The sequence below is a fragment of the Pseudonocardia sp. genome (assembly GCF_035305885.1).
GTDB lineage: Bacteria > Actinomycetota > Actinomycetes > Mycobacteriales > Pseudonocardiaceae > Pseudonocardia.
The window spans coordinates 23,105-41,189 of record NZ_DATGOP010000133.1; the positions used below are offsets into that span (position 1 = coordinate 23,105).

At 74.1% G+C, this 18,085-nt stretch carries 14 protein-coding genes; 4 read left to right on the plus strand and 10 right to left on the minus strand.

Annotated elements, in window-relative coordinates; all coding sequences use genetic code 11:
• Nucleotides 1-93 precede the first annotated feature (93 nt).
• Nucleotides 94-1,422, minus strand: a complete 1,329-nt coding sequence (locus VKZ81_RS30690; RefSeq protein ID WP_324245231.1) for a C40 family peptidase — start codon at nucleotides 1,420-1,422, stop codon at nucleotides 94-96.
• A 256-nt stretch (nucleotides 1,423-1,678) separates the two neighbouring features.
• On the opposite strand from VKZ81_RS30690, the gene VKZ81_RS30695 reads away from it, so the two are divergent.
• Nucleotides 1,679-4,483, plus strand: a complete 2,805-nt coding sequence (locus VKZ81_RS30695; protein WP_324245232.1) for an aconitate hydratase — start codon at nucleotides 1,679-1,681, stop codon at nucleotides 4,481-4,483.
• Nucleotides 4,484-4,707: 224 nt separating this feature from the next.
• Nucleotides 4,708-6,546 (plus strand): glycoside hydrolase family 2 protein, encoded by a 1,839-nt coding sequence (locus VKZ81_RS30700; RefSeq protein WP_324245233.1) that lies wholly within the window; start codon nucleotides 4,708-4,710, stop codon nucleotides 6,544-6,546.
• Between the two features lie 85 nt (nucleotides 6,547-6,631).
• Here VKZ81_RS30700 and VKZ81_RS30705 read toward each other — a convergent pair whose 3' ends face one another.
• The 6 genes from VKZ81_RS30705 to egtA form a co-directional block, all read right to left on the minus strand.
• Nucleotides 6,632-7,381 (minus strand): ribonuclease activity regulator RraA, encoded by a 750-nt coding sequence (locus VKZ81_RS30705; protein ID WP_324245234.1) that lies wholly within the window; start codon nucleotides 7,379-7,381, stop codon nucleotides 6,632-6,634.
• A 199-nt stretch (nucleotides 7,382-7,580) separates the two neighbouring features.
• Nucleotides 7,581-8,057 (minus strand): cupin domain-containing protein, encoded by a 477-nt coding sequence (locus tag VKZ81_RS30710; RefSeq protein WP_324245235.1) that lies wholly within the window; start codon nucleotides 8,055-8,057, stop codon nucleotides 7,581-7,583.
• A gap of 32 nt (nucleotides 8,058-8,089) precedes the next feature.
• Nucleotides 8,090-9,058, minus strand: coding sequence for an L-histidine N(alpha)-methyltransferase (gene egtD / locus VKZ81_RS30715; protein WP_324245236.1), 969 nt, complete (start codon nucleotides 9,056-9,058; stop codon nucleotides 8,090-8,092).
• The gene (gene egtC, locus VKZ81_RS30720; RefSeq protein WP_324245237.1) at nucleotides 9,055-9,852 is read right to left on the minus strand and encodes an ergothioneine biosynthesis protein EgtC; all 798 of its coding nucleotides are present in this window, start codon (nucleotides 9,850-9,852) and stop codon (nucleotides 9,055-9,057) included. The genes egtD and egtC overlap by 4 nt, the downstream gene beginning before the upstream one ends.
• Complete coding sequence (gene egtB / locus VKZ81_RS30725; protein ID WP_324245238.1) at nucleotides 9,852-11,219, minus strand: ergothioneine biosynthesis protein EgtB; 1,368 nt, start codon at nucleotides 11,217-11,219, stop codon at nucleotides 9,852-9,854. Before egtB ends, egtC begins: the two co-directional genes overlap by 1 nt.
• Nucleotides 11,216-12,526 (minus strand): ergothioneine biosynthesis glutamate--cysteine ligase EgtA, encoded by a 1,311-nt coding sequence (egtA, locus tag VKZ81_RS30730; RefSeq protein WP_324245239.1) that lies wholly within the window; start codon nucleotides 12,524-12,526, stop codon nucleotides 11,216-11,218. The genes egtB and egtA overlap by 4 nt, the downstream gene beginning before the upstream one ends.
• A 101-nt stretch (nucleotides 12,527-12,627) precedes the next feature.
• Between egtA and VKZ81_RS30735 the strand changes: the two genes are divergently transcribed.
• Nucleotides 12,628-13,200: a TetR/AcrR family transcriptional regulator gene (locus VKZ81_RS30735; protein WP_324245240.1), complete on the plus strand. Its 573-nt coding sequence runs from the start codon at nucleotides 12,628-12,630 to the stop codon at nucleotides 13,198-13,200.
• A gap of 28 nt (nucleotides 13,201-13,228) precedes the next feature.
• Here VKZ81_RS30735 and VKZ81_RS30740 read toward each other — a convergent pair whose 3' ends face one another.
• Nucleotides 13,229-15,181, minus strand: a complete 1,953-nt coding sequence (locus tag VKZ81_RS30740; protein ID WP_324245241.1) for an ABC transporter ATP-binding protein — start codon at nucleotides 15,179-15,181, stop codon at nucleotides 13,229-13,231.
• 111 nt (nucleotides 15,182-15,292) lie between these two features.
• Here VKZ81_RS30740 and VKZ81_RS30745 point away from each other — a divergent pair, with 111 nt between their 5' ends.
• Nucleotides 15,293-16,834, plus strand: a complete 1,542-nt coding sequence (locus VKZ81_RS30745; protein WP_324245242.1) for an amidase — start codon at nucleotides 15,293-15,295, stop codon at nucleotides 16,832-16,834.
• 70 nt (nucleotides 16,835-16,904) lie between these two features.
• On the opposite strand, the gene VKZ81_RS30750 is transcribed toward VKZ81_RS30745, so the two are convergent.
• Nucleotides 16,905-17,708, minus strand: a complete 804-nt coding sequence (locus VKZ81_RS30750) for an enoyl-CoA hydratase/isomerase family protein (RefSeq protein ID WP_324245243.1) — start codon at nucleotides 17,706-17,708, stop codon at nucleotides 16,905-16,907.
• Between the two features lie 53 nt (nucleotides 17,709-17,761).
• On the minus strand, nucleotides 17,762-17,971 hold the full coding sequence (locus VKZ81_RS30755; RefSeq protein ID WP_028932228.1) for a helix-turn-helix domain-containing protein: 210 nt from the start codon (nucleotides 17,969-17,971) through the stop codon (nucleotides 17,762-17,764).
• Nucleotides 17,972-18,085: the final 114 nt, after the last annotated feature.

Genomic DNA, 18,085 nt, shown 5'->3' on the forward strand with positions numbered 1-18,085 from the left:
ACGCGCAGCCGGCCGCGCTGACGAGTGCTGCGAGGCCCTCACCCGCGACCTCGCGGCGCGCTGAGCCCAGCGCGGCTCAGAGCACCCGCGACCTCACAGGACCCGCGTCGCCTGGGGCAGCAGGCCCTTCTTCCGCAACGGAACCACCCGCACGTTGGCGCCGGTGTAGGGCGCTTCGATCATCTTCCCGTCGCCGATGTACATGGCGACGTGGTGGATGGGCGCGTTGCCGTTGCGGTAGAAGACCATGTCGCCCGGGCGGAGGTCGGAGATCGGCACCTTCCTGCCGGCGTGGAACTGGTTGCGGCTCACCCGCGGCAGCGAGATCCCGACGCCGCTGTAGGCGTACTGCATCAGCCCGGAGCAGTCGAAGCCGACGCGGTCGAGCGGCGAGCCGAAGGCATCGGGAATGCCCCGGCTCGGGCCGCGCCCGTTGCCGCCTCCCCACACGTACTGCACGCCGATCTGCGACATCGCCCGGTCGATCACGCGCCGCACCGCCGCACTGCCGCGCAGGTTCGTCGCCTGCCCCTCGGCGGCCACCCGCGCCGCCGCGGCGTCCCGCTCGGCCCGCTCCCGCGCCGCGCGCTCCTCGGCCATCCGGCGCTGCCACTCCGTGAAGCGCTGCCGCTGGGCGCGCAGGCCCGCGTCGGCCGCCTCCGCGGCGTCGAGCTGCCGCTGCACCTCCGCCCGCTGCCGCGCCACCTGGGCGAGCTGCTCGGCCTGCCGCCGCGCCGCCTCCTGGGCGGCGGCCAGCGCCCGGTCGGCCACCTCCTTGGCCGCCGCGGCGTCGGCCTCGGCCTGCTCGGCCGCCTCGAGCGCCGCCCGGGCCGCGGAGTCGGCGTTGGCCTTCTCCACACGCGCGCGTTCCAGCCCCTCCTGCGCCTGCAGCTGGGCGCGGGCGACCATGTCGGTGAACTCGGCCCGCGCGAGCAGGTCCTCGGGGCTCGTGGCCTCGGTGAGCAGCCCGAGCGGGCCGGCGTCCAGGCCCTGCAGGTAGGTGCTGGAGACGATCTCGTCGAGGCGCTCCCGCGCCTGGTCGATGGCGACCGTGGCCGCCTGCGTCTCGATCCGGGCCTGCTCGGCGCGCGTCTTCGCGGCCGCGGCGGCCTCTCGCGCGGCCTCCAGCTCGAGCAGCGCGGCCTCGGCGTTCTCCCGCTCCGCGGCCAGCGCCGCCTGCAGCTCGTCGGTCCTGGCGTCCAGCTCCGCGAGCTGCGCGGTCAGCTGGGCCACCTCCCCCGCCCGGGCGGTCACCGCCTCCCGGCTGCGCCGCAGCTCGTCGTCACTCGGGTTGGGCGGCGGGGCGGGCTGCGCCATCGCCGGGACGGCCCCGCCCAGCAGCAGGCCACCCGACAGCGCAAGGAGCAGGGCCAGCACGAGCGTGCGTCGACACCGCACGAGCCGCACGAGACCGACCTCCATCCCCGTGTTCAGCGCGTGATCCGCCGTACAGGTGCGAGCGGGGAGAACTGTGCCACTTCCAGCCCAGAAGCACCCGGCGCCACACCAGCAACGGCCGCAACTTCCACCACTTCGGTCGACGACGGGGTCGGCTCGACCTCATAACAGGACAAGCGTACTGTTAAAGCCGAGGGGCCTGTCGTACCGCGAACGTGTCGGTGCGCGAGACTCCGGGCAACCCGATCGGATAGCGCCCACCACGCCAGGAGGACAGCACGTGAGCAGCACCGACAGCTTCGGAGCGAAAGCAACGATCAGCGCAGGCGGGGCGGAGCACGAGATCTTCCGGCTCTCCGCGGTCGAGGGGGCCGAGCGCCTCCCGTTCAGCCTCAAGATCCTGCTCGAGAACCTCCTGCGCACCGAGGACGGGGCCAACGTCACCGCGGACCACATCCGCGCACTGGCCAACTGGGACCCGACCGCGGAGCCGGACACCGAGATCCAGTTCACACCCGCGCGCGTGGTGATGCAGGACTTCACCGGCGTGCCGTGCATCGTCGACCTCGCCACCATGCGCGAGGCCGTCACCGAGCTCGGCGGCGACCCGTCGAAGGTCAACCCGCTCGCGCCCGCCGAGCTCGTGATCGACCACTCCGTCATCGCCGACCTGTTCGGCCGCCCCGACGCCTTCGAGCGCAACGTCGAGCTGGAGTACCAGCGCAACCGCGAGCGCTACCAGTTCCTGCGCTGGGGCCAGGGGGCGTTCAGCGAGTTCAAGGTGGTGCCGCCGGGCACCGGCATCGTGCACCAGGTCAACATCGAGTACCTGGCCCGCGTGGTCATGACCCGCAACGGCCAGGCCTACCCCGACACGCTCGTCGGCACCGACTCGCACACCACGATGGTCAACGGCCTCGGCGTGCTCGGCTGGGGCGTCGGCGGCATCGAGGCCGAGGCGGCCATGCTCGGCCAGCCGGTCTCGATGCTCATCCCGAAGGTCGTCGGCTTCAAGCTGACCGGGGAGATCCCGGCGGGCGCCACCGCCACCGACGTCGTGCTGACGATCACCGAGATGCTGCGCAAGCACGGCGTGGTCGGCAAGTTCGTCGAGTTCTACGGCGAGGGCGTCGGGGCCGTCCCGCTCGCCAACCGCGCCACGATCGGCAACATGAGCCCCGAGTTCGGCTCGACCGCGGCGATCTTCCCGATCGACGACGAGACGCTGCGCTACCTGAAGTTCACCGGCCGTCCGGACGAGCAGGTCCAGCTGGTCGAGGCCTACGCCAAGGAGCAGGGCCTCTGGCACGACCCGTCGCGCGAGGCCACCTACTCCGAGACCCTCGAGCTGGACCTGTCCACCGTCGTCCCGTCGATCGCCGGACCGAAGCGGCCGCAGGACCGCATCCCGCTCTCCGACGCGAAGTCCGCGTTCCGCGCCGCGCTCGTCGACTACGCCGACGGCGTGCCCGCGCCGCACACGGCCGTCGACGAGGCCGTCGAGGAGACCTTCCCCGCCAGCGACCCGGCGGTTCCCGGCGACGGCGCCACCAACGGCGCGGCGGACAAGCCCGTCTCCGCGGCCATCGGTGCGAGGGGGCGGGCGAGCAAGCCCACCCCGGTCACGATGGCCGACGGCACCACGTTCGAGCTCGACCACGGCGCCGTGGTGATCTCCGCGATCACCTCGTGCACCAACACCTCGAACCCGTCGGTGATGCTGGGCGCGGCGCTGCTCGCGAAGAAGGCCGTCGACAAGGGCCTGGCGGTCAAGCCGTGGGTGAAGACCACGATGGCGCCCGGCTCCAAGGTCGTCACCGACTACTACGAGCGCGCCGGGCTGTGGCCGTACCTGGAGAAGCTCGGCTACCACCTCGTCGGGTACGGCTGCACCACGTGCATCGGCAACTCCGGCCCGCTGCCCGAGGAGATCTCGGCGGCGATCAACGAGGCCGACCTCGCGGTCGCGGCCGTGCTGTCGGGCAACCGGAACTTCGAGGGCCGGATCAACCCCGACGTCAAGATGAACTACCTGGCCTCGCCGCCGCTCGTCATCGCCTACGCCCTGGCCGGCACGATGGACTTCGACTTCGAGACCCAGCCGCTCGGCCAGGACCCCGAGGGCAACGACGTCTTCCTGCGCGACATCTGGCCGTCGCCGCAGGAGGTGCAGGCCACGATCGACAGCGCGATCAGCCAGGAGATGTACACCCGCCGTTACGCCGACGTCTTCGCCGGCGACGAGCGGTGGCGCTCGCTGCCCACGCCCGAGGGCGACACCTTCGAGTGGGACCCCGAGTCGACCTACGTGCGCAAGCCCCCGTACTTCGAGGGCATGCAGCGGGACCCGGAGCCGGTGCAGGACATCACGGGCGCCCGGGTGCTCGCGCTGCTGGGCGACTCGGTCACCACCGACCACATCTCCCCCGCGGGTTCCATCAAGGAGGACTCCCCCGCCGGGCAGTACCTGCGCGCGCACGGCGTGGAGAAGAAGGACTTCAACTCCTACGGCTCGCGCCGCGGCAACCACGAGGTCATGATCCGCGGCACGTTCGCCAACATCCGGTTGCGCAACCTGCTGCTCGACGGCGTCACCGGCGGCTACACCCGCGACTTCACCCAGGAGGGCGGGCCGCAGGCGTTCATCTACGACGCGGCGCAGAACTACGCCGCCCGGGGCATCCCGCTGGTCGTGCTCGGCGGCAAGGAGTACGGCTCCGGCTCGTCGCGCGACTGGGCGGCCAAGGGCACCGCGCTGCTGGGCGTCAAGGCCGTGATCGTCGAGAGCTTCGAGCGCATCCACCGCTCCAACCTCATCGGCATGGGCGTGCTGCCGTTGCAGTTCCCGCAGGGCGAGTCGGCGGCCTCCCTGGGCCTCGACGGCACGGAGACCTTCGACATCAGCGGCATCACCGCGCTCAACGAGGGCACCACCCCGCGCACCGTGCACGTCACGGCCACCAAGGAGTCGGGCGAGAAGATCGAGTTCGACGCCACCGTGCGCATCGACACCCCCGGTGAGGCGGACTACTACCGCAACGGCGGGATCCTGCAGTACGTGCTGCGCGGCATGCTCCGCAGCTGACGCGACCCGCACCCCCGAGGGCCCCGCCCGATCGCCGGCGGGGCCCTCGCGCGTCTCCCCCTGAGCTTCAGGAAAGCCACATTCACGAAGCTGCGCTTCAGGAAAGCCACATTCCTGAAGCGCCGGAGCCCCTCCCCTCCCCTGGCGTGGCCGGTCAACCAATCGTTGCCGATCGGATGGCGTCAATGATTCGTTGACACCAAGGGGTGTCTAGAGTGCCGGCCGTGACCGCAGTCGCCACGTCCGAGCTCCCCCTCGCCTCCCGCCAGGACGGCTCCTACCCCCGCCCCCAGCTCATGCGCGGCGCCTGGGCCGACCTGGACGGCACGTGGTCGTTCCGCCACGACGACGCCGACACCGGGCTCGCCGACGGGTGGCCCGCCGGGCTGCCCGACCCGCGCGAGATCGCCGTGCCGTTCCCGCCCGAGTCGACCGCCTCCGGGATCGGCGAGCCCGGTTTCCACCCCGTGGTCTGGTACGCCCGCACGATCACCGCCGACGACCTGGCCGCCGCCGGCCGCGGCGACCGCGCACCCGTGGTCCTGCTGCACTTCGGCGCCGTCGACTACCGAGCCCGGGTGTGGATCGACGGACACCTCGTCGGCGAGCACGAGGGCGGCCACACCCCGTTCACGTTCGACGTCACCGCGCTCGTCGCCGACGGCGCCGACCACCTGCTCGTCGTGCGCGCCGAGGACGACCCGCACGACCTCACCCAGCCGCGCGGCAAGCAGGACTGGCGCGCGGACCCGCACGCGATCTGGTACCGGCGCACCACCGGCATCTGGCAGACCGTGTGGCTCGAGGCCGTCCCCGAGACGAGCATCGACCACCTGCGCTGGCTCCCCGCCGGCACCACCGCGGTGGACCTCACCGTCCGGCTGCGCGGCCGCCCCGCCGCGGGCGCGCGGCTGCGGGTGGCGCTGCGCTTCGACGAGCGCGACGAGGACCTGGGCACGGTCGAGGTCGACGTGCCCCCGTCCGCGACCGGCGTCGACGTGCGGGTGCCGATCGCCCGGCAGCGCAACGGGCAGGCCGAGCACGAGCTGACGTGGTCACCCGAGCACCCGCGGCTGGTCGACGCCACGGTGTCGCTGCTGGACGCCGACGGCCACCCCGTCGACGCGGTGAGCTCCTACCTCGGCGTCCGGACCGTGGGCGTCGACCGGGGCGCGTTCCTGCTCAACGGCCGCCCCTACGACGTCCGCTCGGTGCTCAGCCAGGGGTACTGGCCGGACAGCCACCTCGCCGCGCCCTCCCGCGCCGCCCTGCGCCGCGAGGTCGAGCTGATCAAGGAGCTCGGGTTCACCGCGTGCCGCATCCACCAGAAGATCGAGGACCCGCGGTTGCTGTACTGGGCCGACCGGCTCGGTCTGCTCGTGTGGGGTGAGGCCCCCGGTGCCTACGAGTTCTCCCCCACCGCCGTGCAGCGGCTGACCCGCGAGTGGATGGACGCCGTCGAGCGCGACGCCTCGCACCCGTCGATCGTCACCTGGGTGCCGTTCAACGAGTCGTGGGGGATCCAACACGTCGCCGACGACCCGGCCCAGCAGGCCTACGCCCGGGCGCTCACCGACCTCACCCGCGCGCTCGACCCCACCCGCCCCGTCGTCTGCAACGACGGCTGGGAGCAGCAGAACACCGACATCATCACCGTGCACGACTACGAGGGCGACGGCGCCGTGCTCGCCTGGACCTACGCCGACGCCGCCGCCCGCGACACCCTGCTGTCGGGCATGGGACCCGCGGGCAGGCGGATCCTCCTCGACGGGGCGGAGTACCGGGGCCAGCCGATCATGCTCACCGAGTTCGGCGGCATCGCCTACCAGCCGGGCACGCCGCGCGCCGACGGATGGGGCTACACCGCCGCGGCCGACGCGGACGACTGGCTCGCCCGCATCACCGCCCTCTACGACGCCGTCCGGGCGAGCGCCTTCCTCGCCGGCTCCTGCTACACGCAGCTCACCGACACCCTGCAGGAGACGAACGGGCTGCTCACCGCCGCGCGCGAGCCGAAGGCTCCCATCGAGCGGATCCGCCGGGCGGTGCGCGGCACGCCCTGACCCCGTCGCCCGATTTCAGGAAAGCCACATCCATGAACGTGGGCTTGGTGGATGTGGCTTTCCTGAACTTCCGCGCCCGCGCCCCTCAGGACTGGCGCTGGGCCTGGGCGCGGCGCCACTCCTCGTACTCGGGGCGGGCCTCCTCCGACAGCGGGTAGTACCGCCGCAGGTCGCCGCCCTCGGCGAGCTTCATCCGGGAGAACTCCTCCCACTCGGCGTGCTCGCCCGCCACCTCGAGCAGCTTCTCGGCCAGCGCGATCGGCACCACCACGGCGCCGTCGTCGTCGGCGATGATGATGTCGCCCGGCACCACGACGGTGCCGCCGCAGGCCACGGGCACGTTCACCGCGGTGGGGACGATGTTCGTCTGGGTGTGGAAGTTGGGTGTGGTGCCGCGCAGCCACATCCCGATCCCCAGCTGGGACGCGGCACCGAAGTCGCGGATGCAGCCGTCGACGACGATCCCCTTGCCGCCGCGGCCGGCGAAGTAGGTGAGCATCATCTCGCCGAAGATCCCGCTGGTCATGTCCCCGCGGGCGTCCACGACCACGACGTCACCGGGCTGGGTGTGGTACAGGACGTGGCGGTGCAGCTGCTTCTCGGGCTCGCTGTACTCGTCGACCGGGTAGAGGTCCTCCCGCTTCGGCAGGCACTGCAGGGTCAGCGCCGGCCCGGCGATCCGCTTCCCCGGCGTGCGGCAGACCGGGCCCGCGATGTGGGCGCTGCGGATCCCGAACGTCTTGGCCAGCTCGCTGCTGGCCGTCGCGCTCCCGATGCGTTCCAGCCCGGCCACGATCTCCGGGTCGGGTCGGACGATGTCGGGGGTCTCCACCATCTGGTCCTCTCACCTTCTGCGCCACGGCGCGCTCCACCGCCGGGTCGGCCCCGCTCCCGCGCCACCGCGGGGAGGCCTCCCGGACGATCCCGGGTTCGTGCCGACCTTCGCCGGAGCGCGTCGCGCCCGTCAACGCCGCCGCGGCAGTCGGATCATTCGACAATCGGATGCCGGTATCAGCCGGCCGGGTCCCCCGAGGTCAGCGCCCCGCGGGGTGGGCGGGGTCGATCCACGGCACGTGCTCGGGCTCGGGCACGCCCTCGATGTCGAGGTTCACCACGATCGGCTCCTGGCCGCTGCGGGTGAGCACGCACTCGAGCGGCTCGTCGTCGAGCGCGTTGATCTCCTGGTGCGGCACGAACGGCGGCACGAAGATGAACCCGCCCGGGCCCGCCTCGGCGGTGTACTCCAGCCGCTCGCCCCACCGCATCCGCGCCCGGCCGCGCACCACGTAGATCACGCTCTCCAGCTCGCCGTGGTGGTGGGCGCCGGTGCGCGCGCCCGGGTGGATGGTGACGGTGCCCGCCCACAGCTTCTGCGCGCCGGTCCGCGCCGCGGTGATCGCGGCGGCCCGGTGCATCCCGGGCGTCTGCGGGGTGTTCGGGTCGAGGGCGTCGCCGGGGATGACCCGGACGCCCTCGGTGCGCCAGTCCTTGCCGGGCGGAGGCGTGGTCATGACCGCGAGCCTACTGGCGGCCGGTCACCGGATCACACCGCGCGAGCCAGGGTGAGCGCCATCCGCTCGTCCGGGTCGGCCCAGCTGTCGACCACGGCGAAGCCGGCCTGCTCGACCATCGCGCGGACCCCGGGTCGGCGGAACTTCGCCGACACCTCGGTGCACATCTCCTCCCCCGCCGCGAACCGCACGGTGAGCCCCAGCTCGGCCAGGGCGACGGTCATCGCGCGCTGCGCGACCAGGCGCATCTCGATCCACTCGTTGCGGGCGTCCCACAGCGCCTTGTGCGCGAACGCCTCGACGTCGAAGTCGGCGCCCAGCTCCCGGTTGAGCACGTGGAGCACGTTGCGGTTGAACTCCGCGGTGACGCCCGCGGCGTCGTCGTAGGCGGGCACGAGCACGGCCGGGTCGACGACGAGGCCCGTGCCCAGCAGGACCGCCTCCCCCGGCCGCAGCGCCGCCCGCAGCGCGCGCAGGAACTCGGCCCGCTGCGCGGGCAGCAGGTTGCCGATCGTGCCGCCGAGGAAGGCGACCATGCGCCGCCCCTCGGCGGGCAGCCGGTCGAGGTGGGCGGTGAAGTCGCCGACCACGCCGTGCAGCTGCAGGCCCGGGTAGTCGGCCGCGAGCGCCGACATCGCCTCCCGCAGCGCCGGTTCGCTCACGTCCTGGGGCACGTAGCGGCGCAGCGATCGGGCCCGGCGGAACGCGTCGAGCAGCAGTCGGGTCTTCGCCGACGACCCGGACCCCAGCTCGACGATCGTATCGGCGCCGGACGTGATCGCGATGGCGTCGGCGGTGCGCTCCAGCAGGGCGCGCTCGGTGCGCGTGGGGAAGTACTCGGGCAGCTCGGTGATCCGCTCGAACAGGGCGCTGCCCCGGGCGTCGTAGAACCACGTGGGCGGCAGGTGCTTCGGGTGGGCGGTGAGCCCGGCCCGCGCGTCGGCGCGCAGGGCCGCGTCGGCGTCGGCGACGGTGAGGTGGATGTCGAGCAGGGCGGTCATCGCGCTCCCTGGGTGGTGGACGCCCCGCGGGTGGGGGCGTCCGGGGTGGGCACCGCCAGCGGGGTGCAGCGGTGGGTGCCGGGCGCGGCGGCGAGCAGGTGCCGGTCGGGCACCGGGCGCCAGCCCGGGTCGGGGTCGAGCGGTTCGGAGGCGACCAGCGCGCTGCGCTCGTCGGTGCGGACCGCGAGCGCGTGGTCGAAGGCCGTGGCCCAGATCCCGGTGCCGTCGGTGAGCAGCAGGTTCAGCCGGGACCCCGGCGCGGCGGCCGCCACCCGCCGGACGACGTCGGCGAGCGCCGCCCCCGGCTCGGCGCCCGCCCGCAGCCGGTGCCGGACCAGCGCCCACAGCAGGGCGGAGTCGGTGGGGGCGTCGAGGGTGACGAGGTCGGTGACCGGCAGCTCGGCCGCGAGTGCGGCCACCGCGCCGGGCCATCCGCGGACGACGCCGTTGTGGCTGAACAGCCACCGGCCCTCGGCGAACGGCGCCGCCGCCGTCTCGACGACGGGCATCCCCGCGGTGGCCGACCGGGCCGCGGCGAGCACCCCGCCGGAGCGGGTGGTCGCCGCGACCGCGGCGAACGCGGTGTCGGACCACATCGGGCGGGCGCTGCGATAGCGCGCCGCCGGCCCACCCGGCTCCGGGTACCAGCCGGCGCCGAACCCGTCGGCGTTGATCGTGCCGCCGCCACGCATGTCGGCGGGCGCGTAGCTCTGGTGCAGCAGCGAGTGGACGGGTTCGAGCACCAGCGAGGCGAGCGTGACCGACGGCCCGACGTAGGCCAGGTGTCGGCACACTAGGCGGCCCCGTCCTCGGGTCGGGCGTCGCGGGCGCACCGGAAGCCGGCGAAGATCTGGCGGCGGATCGGGTGGTCCCAGTTGCGGAACGTGCCGCGGATCGCGGTGGGGGACGTGCCGAACGAGCCGCCGCGCAGCACCCGGTAGTCGCCGCCGAAGAACACCTGCGAGTACTCCGGGTACGGGAACACCTCGAACCCCGGGTACGGGTGCCAGCCGGAGCTGGTCCACTCCCAGACGTCGCCGATCAGCTGCTGCACGCCCAGCGGCGACGCCCCGAGCGGGTACGCGCCGGCCGCGGCGGGCTGCAGGTGGCGCTGCCCGAGGTTGGCGTGGGCGGGCGTGGGGTCCTCGTCGCCCCACGGGTAGCGCCGCGAGCGCCCGCTGGCCGGGTCGTACCGGGCGGCCTTCTCCCACTCCGCCTCGGTGGGCAGCCGCTTGCCCACCCACCGGGCGTAGGCCTCGGCCTCGTGGAAGCACACGTGCACGACCGGCTCGTCGGGCGGCAGCGGCTCCACCACGCCGAAGCGGCGGCGGTACCAGGCGCCCGCCCCGCTCGATCCGGCGTCGCGCTGCCAGAACCGGGGCGCGACCAGCCCCGCGGAGACCCGGTGGGCCCAGCCCTCCTCGCTCCACCAGCGCGGGTCGTCGTAGCCGCCCGCCTCGACGAAGGCCGCGTACTCGGCGTTGGTGACCGCCGCGGTGTCGATCACGAACGCGGGCACGTCGACGAGGTGGGCCGGTCGCTCGTTGTCCAGCGCCCACGGCTCGGTGGAGGTGCCCATCGTGAACGGGCCGCCGGGCACCAGCACCTCCCGCTGCGCGGGCGGGCGCCCGGGCGGGGTCGGCGGAGCGTGCAGGACGGGGGCGCCCGCGCGCAGCTGGTGGGTGGCGAGCATCGTCTCGTCGTGCTGCTGCTCGTGCTGGACGATCATGCCGAAGGCGAAGCCGTGCTCGACGAGCCTGCGCCCGGTGAGCGGGCTGCGCTCCAGCGCGTCGAGGGCCTTGTCGCGCACCTGTCCGATGTACGTGCGGGTCTCGGCGGGGGTGAGCAGCGGCAGCTCGACCCGCCGGGCGCGGGGGTGCTGGAACGCGTCGTAGAGCCCGTCGATCTCCGGGCGCAACGGCTCCCGGCCACCGACGTCGCGCACCAGCCACAGCTCCTCCTGGCTGCCGACGTGGGCGAGGTCCCACACCAGCGGCGACATGAGCGGCGAGTGCTGGGCGACGAGGTCGGCCTCGTCGACGGAGTCGGTGAGCGCGGCGCTGCGGGCCCTGGTCTCGGCGAGCAGGTCGGCCACGCGGGTGCGCAGCTGCTCGGCGGTGAGGTCGGTGATCGGACGGCTGGTGTCGGGCGAGGTGGTCATGAGGTCGGTCCCCCCGGGAGGTCGGGGTCGTCCGCGGGACATCGGCCGCGGAGCACCTGGTGCTCGTGCATGTCGGCGAGGTCGTCGACCACCCACTGCGGGGCGCCGACGGCGGGCAGCCGGCGGAGGGCCAGCTCGAAGACGCTCCCCGCGGCGCGGGCGAGCACGCGGTCGGACAGCCCATGGCGGGCGCCCGACGTCCAGCGCCCCGCCGCGGGTGCGCACACGGCGCGCACCTGGTCGACGGTGGCGGGGTCGGACATCAGCGCGACCAGCACCGCGACCGGCAGCGCCCAGCGCCGCCCCGGCTGGGCGTCGACGTAGCGCACCTCCAGGTGGCCGTGCGGGCGGACCGGCGGGAACAGGGTGGTGATGTGGTACTCGAGGTCGGCCGTGGTGGGCGGCTCCGGCAGCGCGCCGCGCACCCATTCGGCGAACGTGATGCCGCGCGGCACCAGCCACCGGCCCGGCCTGCGCACCGCGAGCACCGGCGTGTCGAGCACCCGGCGGGCCCAGGCCCGGGTCGGGTCGGCGCCACCGGCGTCGGCGGCGGGCGGAGGGGCCGTGCGGGCCGGGTCGGCGCTCTGCCAGCACACCCAGCGCGAGGACTTCCAGCCGGTGTGCCTGCCGTGCAGCGTGGGCGAGTTGGCGAACGCGGCGAGCAGCACCGGGCCCAGCGCGTGCAGCGCCGCCCACCGGGCGCCGAGGTCGCACGGCTCGCCGGGGTCGAGGCACACCTGCACGGCGGCGGTGGAGCACATGGCGCTGCGGCCGTAGGGTCCGCGGCGGTCGAACGACTCCTCCATCGCGTCGTAGCGCGGCAGCTGGAGGATGCGGCGGGGCGGGCGGACGGGGTCGGTGGCGCGGGGCGTGGGATGCAGTCCCGCGGCGGCGAGGCGCTCGTGGAGGGCGGCCGTGTCGGCGGTGACGGCCTGCAGGAGGGTAGCGAGGTCGGGGCTCGGAGGGCTGGCCAGTTCGACCTGGCCGCCGGGCTCGACCGTGACGGTGGAGCCGGAGGGCAGCGGCGCTGCCGGGGAGTTCGGGGACAGTCCGGGCGGGGCGTGCGGGCCGAGGGCCGCGGCGAGCGCGGCGGCGTCGGGCGCCGAGCGGGGTTCGGGTGGGCGGTGCAGCAGCCACTCGAGCTCGACGCCGAGCAGCCGCGGTGGGCCGTGTTTGAAGCACACCGAACCGACGTGGGTCTCGGCGTCGGCGCAGTCGCGCAGCACCGTGGGCCCCGGATCGGGTGGCTCCGCCTCCGGCCCTGAACCCTGCTCGGGGATCGTGACCATGGCAGCCTTCTCCGACATGGCTGCGACGCTACCCCCGGTCCCCGACGATTTCGGGTGACGAGACGCTGACGCCTTCCCAAGCCGTACGTACGTCCGGCAGGAGCGGTATCGTCGTCCGGGTGCCCCGGGTCAGCACCGACCAGCTCGCAGCGCGGCGGCAGCAGATCCTCGACGGCGCCCGCACCTGCTTCGCGCGCCACGGTTACGAGGGCGCCACCGTGCGCAGGCTGGAGCAGGCCACCGGCCTGTCCCGGGGGGCGATCTTCCACCACTTCCGCGACAAGGAAGCGCTGTTCTTCGCCCTCGCCGAGCAGGACGCGGAGCGGATGGCCGAGGTCGTCGCCGAGCAGGGCCTGGTGCAGGTGATGCGGGAGCTCCTGGCGTCGCCGCAGCCGCTCGACGCGGGCTGGGCGGGCTCGTTCCTCGAGGTCGCCCGCCGGGGCCGCACCGACCCCGGTTTCCGCGCCCGCTGGCGCGCCCACGCCGAGGCCCTCACCGCCGCCACCGAGGAGCGGCTGCGCCGCCAGGCCGCGGCGGGCACCCTGCGCGACGACGTCCCGGTGCCGGTGCTCGCCCGCTACCTGGAGCTGGTGCTCGAGGGCCTGGTGTCGCAGCTGGCGATGGGGATGCGCACCGACCACCTCGAGCAGGTGCTCGACGTCGTGGAGGGGTCGGTCCGGCGGCGGGGCTGACCGCGCCGGGCGGCTCGACGAGGGCCGGTCAGCCGACCAGGTGCTCCTCCCGGTGCCGGGCGGTGCAGCCCGGGATCCCGCACCCGACGCCCGGGGCGTCCGGGTCCTCCCGGGCGGCGTCCGGCGCGAACTGGGTGCGGTACAGCTGCGCGTAGCGCCCGTCGCGGGCCATCAGCTCGTCGTGCATGCCGCGCTCGACGATCCGGCCCTGCTCCAGCACGGCGATCTGGTCGGCGGCGCGGACCGTGGAGAGCCGGTGCGCGATCACGATGGCCGTGCGGCCGGCGAGGGCCTCGGCGAGCGCCTCCTGCACGGCGGCCTCCGACTCGGAGTCCAGGTGGGCGGTGGCCTCGTCGAGGATCACCACGCGCGGCCGCGCGAGCAGCAGGCGGGCGATCGTCAGGCGCTGGCGCTCGCCTCCGGAGAGCCGGTAGCCGCGCTCCCCCACCACCGTGTCGAGGCCGTCGGGCAGCGACGCGAGCAGGTCGCCGAGCCGGGCGCGGCGGAGCGCGTCGAGGAGCTCGTCGTCGCTCGCCTCCGGCGCGGCGTAGCGCAGGTTGGCCCGGATGGTGTCGTGGAACAGGTGCCCGTCCTGCGTGACCACCCCGACCGCGCCGCGCAGCGACGCGAACGTGAGATCGCGGACGTCGATGCCGGCGAGCCGCACCGAGCCGGCGTCGACGTCGTAGAGCCGCGGCACCAGCGAGGCGAGCGTCGACTTCCCGGCCCCCGACGGGCCGACGAGCGCGACCATCTTCCCGGCCCCCACCTCGAGGTCGACGCCGTGCAGCACCTCCTCCCCGCCCCGGGTGTCGAGCGTGGCGACTTCCTCCAGAGAGGCGAGGGAGACCTGGTCGGCGCTGGGGTAGGCGAACCGCACACCGGACAGCTCCACGTCGACCGGGCCGTCCGGCAGCGCCACCGCGCCCGGCCGCTCGGTGATCATCGGCTTCAGGTCGAGCACCTCGAAGACCCGCTCGAAGGACACGAGCGCGGTCATCACGTCGACGCGCGCGTTGGCGAGCGCGGTCATCGGCGTGTACAGCCGGGTGAGCAGCAGCGCGAGCGTGACGACGGTGCCCGGCTCGATCCGGCCGGTGACGGCGAGCCACCCGCCCAGGCCGTAGACCAGCGCCTGCGCCAGCGCCGACACCAGCGACAGCGCGGTGACGAAGACGCGCGAGACCATCGCGGTGCGCACCCCGATGTCGCGGACCCGCTCGGCCCGCTCGGCGAACTCGACCGCCTCCTCCTCGGGCCGCCCGAAGAGCTTCACCAGCGTGGCGCCGGGCGCGGAGAACCGCTCGGTCATCTGGTTGCCCATGCCCGCGTTGAGGTCCGCGGCCTCCCGGCGCAGGTCGGCGAGCCGCCGCCCGAAGCGGCGCGCGGGGATCACGAAGATCGGCAGCAGCACGAGCGCGAGCAGCGTGACCTGCCACGCGAGCGAGATCATCACGCCGAGCGCGAGCGCGAGCTGGATGCTGTTGGACAGCACGGTGGCCAGCGTCGAGGTGATCGCCGACTGGGCCCCGACGACGTCGTTGTTGAGCCTGCTCACGAGCGCGCCGGTGCGGGTGCGGGTGAAGAACGCGACCGGCATCCGCTGGACGTGCTCGAAGACCGCCCGGCGCAGATCGACGATCACGCTCTCCCCGACGCGGGCGGAGAACCAACGCGAGGCGAGCCCCACGACGGCCTCGAGGATCGCGAGTGCCGCGATGCCGGCGGCGAGCCCGACCACGGCGGCGGCGGCGACCGAGGCCTCGCCGCCCGCGACGATCGCGTCCACCACCCGCCCGGCGAGGACGGGGGTGAGCACCCCGACCGTCGCCGAGACGACCGTGAGCAGCAGGTAGGCCAGGAGCCGGCCGCGGTGGGGGCGGGCGAACGCCCAGATCCGCGGGATCGTGCCCTTCTTGATCGATTTCGGCGCGTCCGCGGCGCGCACGACCCCCCGCAGCATGCCCATCGGCCGGTCCATACACGGCCCCCTTCGCTTACACCGTTTCAGCCACGTTTCCCAACACGCGGAGCGCTCCATCTACTCCCGCGTACGTATTACGGTCTGACCACCCCGCTGAAGGAGGTCACCATGCCGCTCGACCCACCCGACCGCGCCGCGCTCGCCGCCGCCGCGGAGCGCTACGGCCTCGGCCTGTCGGAGGCCGACCTGGACTCGTTCAGCCCGTTCGTCCACGGCCTGCTGGCCTCGTGGGAGGTCGTGGAGCAGCTCTACCAGGAGTCGGCTCCCGCCGCCCCCGAGCGGGCGTGGCAGCGGCCCGACGACGCCGACAACCCCTACGGCGCCTGGTACGTCACCACGGAGATCACCGAGGGCGGCGAGGGCCCGCTCGCCGGCCGCACCGTCGCGATCAAGGACAACACGGCGGTCGCGGGCGTGCCGATGATGAACGGCTCGGCGTACCTCGAGGGCTACGTCCCGCTGCGCGACGCCACGGTCGTGAGCAGGCTGCTCGCCGCAGGCGCCACCATCGCCGGCAAGGCCGTCTGCGAGGACCTCTGCTTCTCCGGTGGCTCGCACACCTCCCGCCCCGCACCCGTGCGCAACCCGTGGGACGAGACCCGCTCCGCGGGCGGCTCGTCCTCCGGGAGCGCCGCGCTGGTCGCGGGCGGCGTCGTCGACCTCGCCACCGGTGGCGACCAGGGCGGGTCGGTGCGCATCCCGGCCGCCTACAGCGGCATCGTCGGCCACAAGCCCACCTTCGGCCTCGTCCCCTACACCGGCGCGTTCCCGATCGAGCAGACCATCGACCACATCGGCCCGATGACCCGGACCGTGGCCGACGCCGCCCTCATGCTCTCGGTCCTGGCGGGCCCCGACGGCCTCGACCCCCGCCAGCCGCGCGACCTGGTGCCCGACGACTACGTCGGCGCGCTCGCCCGCGGCGCGGAGGGCATGCGCGTCGGCGTGGTGCGGGAGGGCTTCGGCCACCCCAACTCGGAGGCCGAGGTCGACGACGCCGTGCGCGCGGGGGTCGACGTGCTGCGCGGCGCGGGCCTCACCGCCGAGGAGGTCTCGATCCCGTGGCACGCGCACGGCGCGCGCATCTGGGACGTCATCGCCACCGAGGGCGCCATGAACCAGATGGTCGACGGCAACGGCTACGGCATGAACTGGGACGGCCGCTACGACCCGGAGGTCGTCGAGCACTACGGCCGCCGGTGGCGCGCCGACGGCAGCCGGTTCTCCGAGACCGTCAAGTTCGTCCTGCTCGCCGGCCGGTACGCGGTCGACCGGCAGCACGGTCGGCACTACGCGATGGCGCGCAACCTCGTGCCGCGGCTGCGCGCCGCCTACGACGAAGCGCTCGCCCGCTACGACGTCCTCGTCATGCCCACCCTGCCGCTGCGGGCCACGCAGCTGCCCGGGCCCGACGCGCCGCGCGAGGAGGTGATCCCGCGGGCGCTGGAGATGATCGCCAACACCTGCGTCACGGACGTGACCGGCCACCCGGCCTGCTCCGTGCCCGCAGGAGTGGCCGGCGGCCTCCCGGTCGGCATGATGATCATCGGGAAGCACTTCGCCGACGCGGACGTGCTCCGCGTGGCCCACACGTTCGAGCAGGCCGTCGGCGGCTTCCCGACGCCGCGCCAGGCGACCACCCACGCCTGATCCCGACGAACGGCGCGTTCGTCGCGACCTTTCCGACGAACGCGCCGTTCGTCGGAAAGGGGACGGGGCGTCAGCCCTCGCCCGCCGCGAGCGAGCGGAGCCTGCGCAGCTGGGCCGCCCGCTCCGCGGCGAGGGCCGCGGCGGGGTCGGCGCCCTCCGCGATGCCCGCGAGCAGGCCGAGCGTCTCCGCGGCGGCCTTCGGCGGCGCGGCCAGCAGCCCGGCGACGGTCTCGTCCACGGCGGCGTCGAGCTCGGCGGCGGGCACCGCGCGCTGCGCGAGCCCGATCGCCACCGCCTCGTCCGCGCCGACGCGGCGCCCGGACAGGCAGATCTCGACCGCGCGGGCGTACCCGACCGCGTGGACGAGCGGGTAGGTGCCGCCGAGGTCGGGGACGATGCCCAGGCTCGTCTCGGCCATGCAGAACTGCACGTCGTCGGCGACGATGCGCAGGTCGCAGGCCAGCGCGAGCTGGAACCCGGCCCCGATCGCGTGGCCCTGCACCGCGGCCACCGTGAGCCGCGCGGGATCGCGCAGCCACGTGAACCCGCTCTGGAAGGCGGCGATGGTGGTGTCGGCCTCGTCGTCGGGCATCGCGGCGATGCCGGTGATGCCCGGCCGTCCGTCCACCTCGGCGGAGGCGAAGTACCGCTTGTCGAGCCCCGCGGAGAAGGCCCGGCCCGCGCCGCGGACCACCACGGCGCGGACGTCGTCGGCCAACGCCTCACCGATCGCCCGGAGCGCCTCCCACGTGTGCGGGGTCTGCGCGTTCAGCGCCTCCGGCCGCGCGAGCGTGATCGTCGCTCGCGGACCGTCGACGCCGAGCTCGAGCCCGCCGCGTCGAAGGAGCTCCGGGTCGATCGCCGCCGTCGTCATGGCGGCAGGTTACCCCGGAGTAGGGAGCGGGCCTGAGCGCCCGCTCCCCCGGGCTACTTCTTCTTCGTGCGCGTGGCCCCGCCGCGGCCGCGCAGCGTGACGCCGGTCTCGGAGAGCACGCGGTGCACGAACCCGTACGACCGGCCGGTCTGCTCGGCCAGCGCGCGGATGCTGGCGCCCTTCTCGTACTTCTTCTTCAGATCGGTGGCGAGCTTGTCGCGCTGGGTCCCGGTGATCCGAGCACCCTTCTTCAGATCGGCCATGACACTCGATCTCCTTCACCCGCCTGCGCGGACCGCAGGCGGATCGTTTCCGGCTCCCCCCGGTGGGGCAATGATCGTCCACAGGACTACCCGTCGCCAGGAGATCCACTCGGT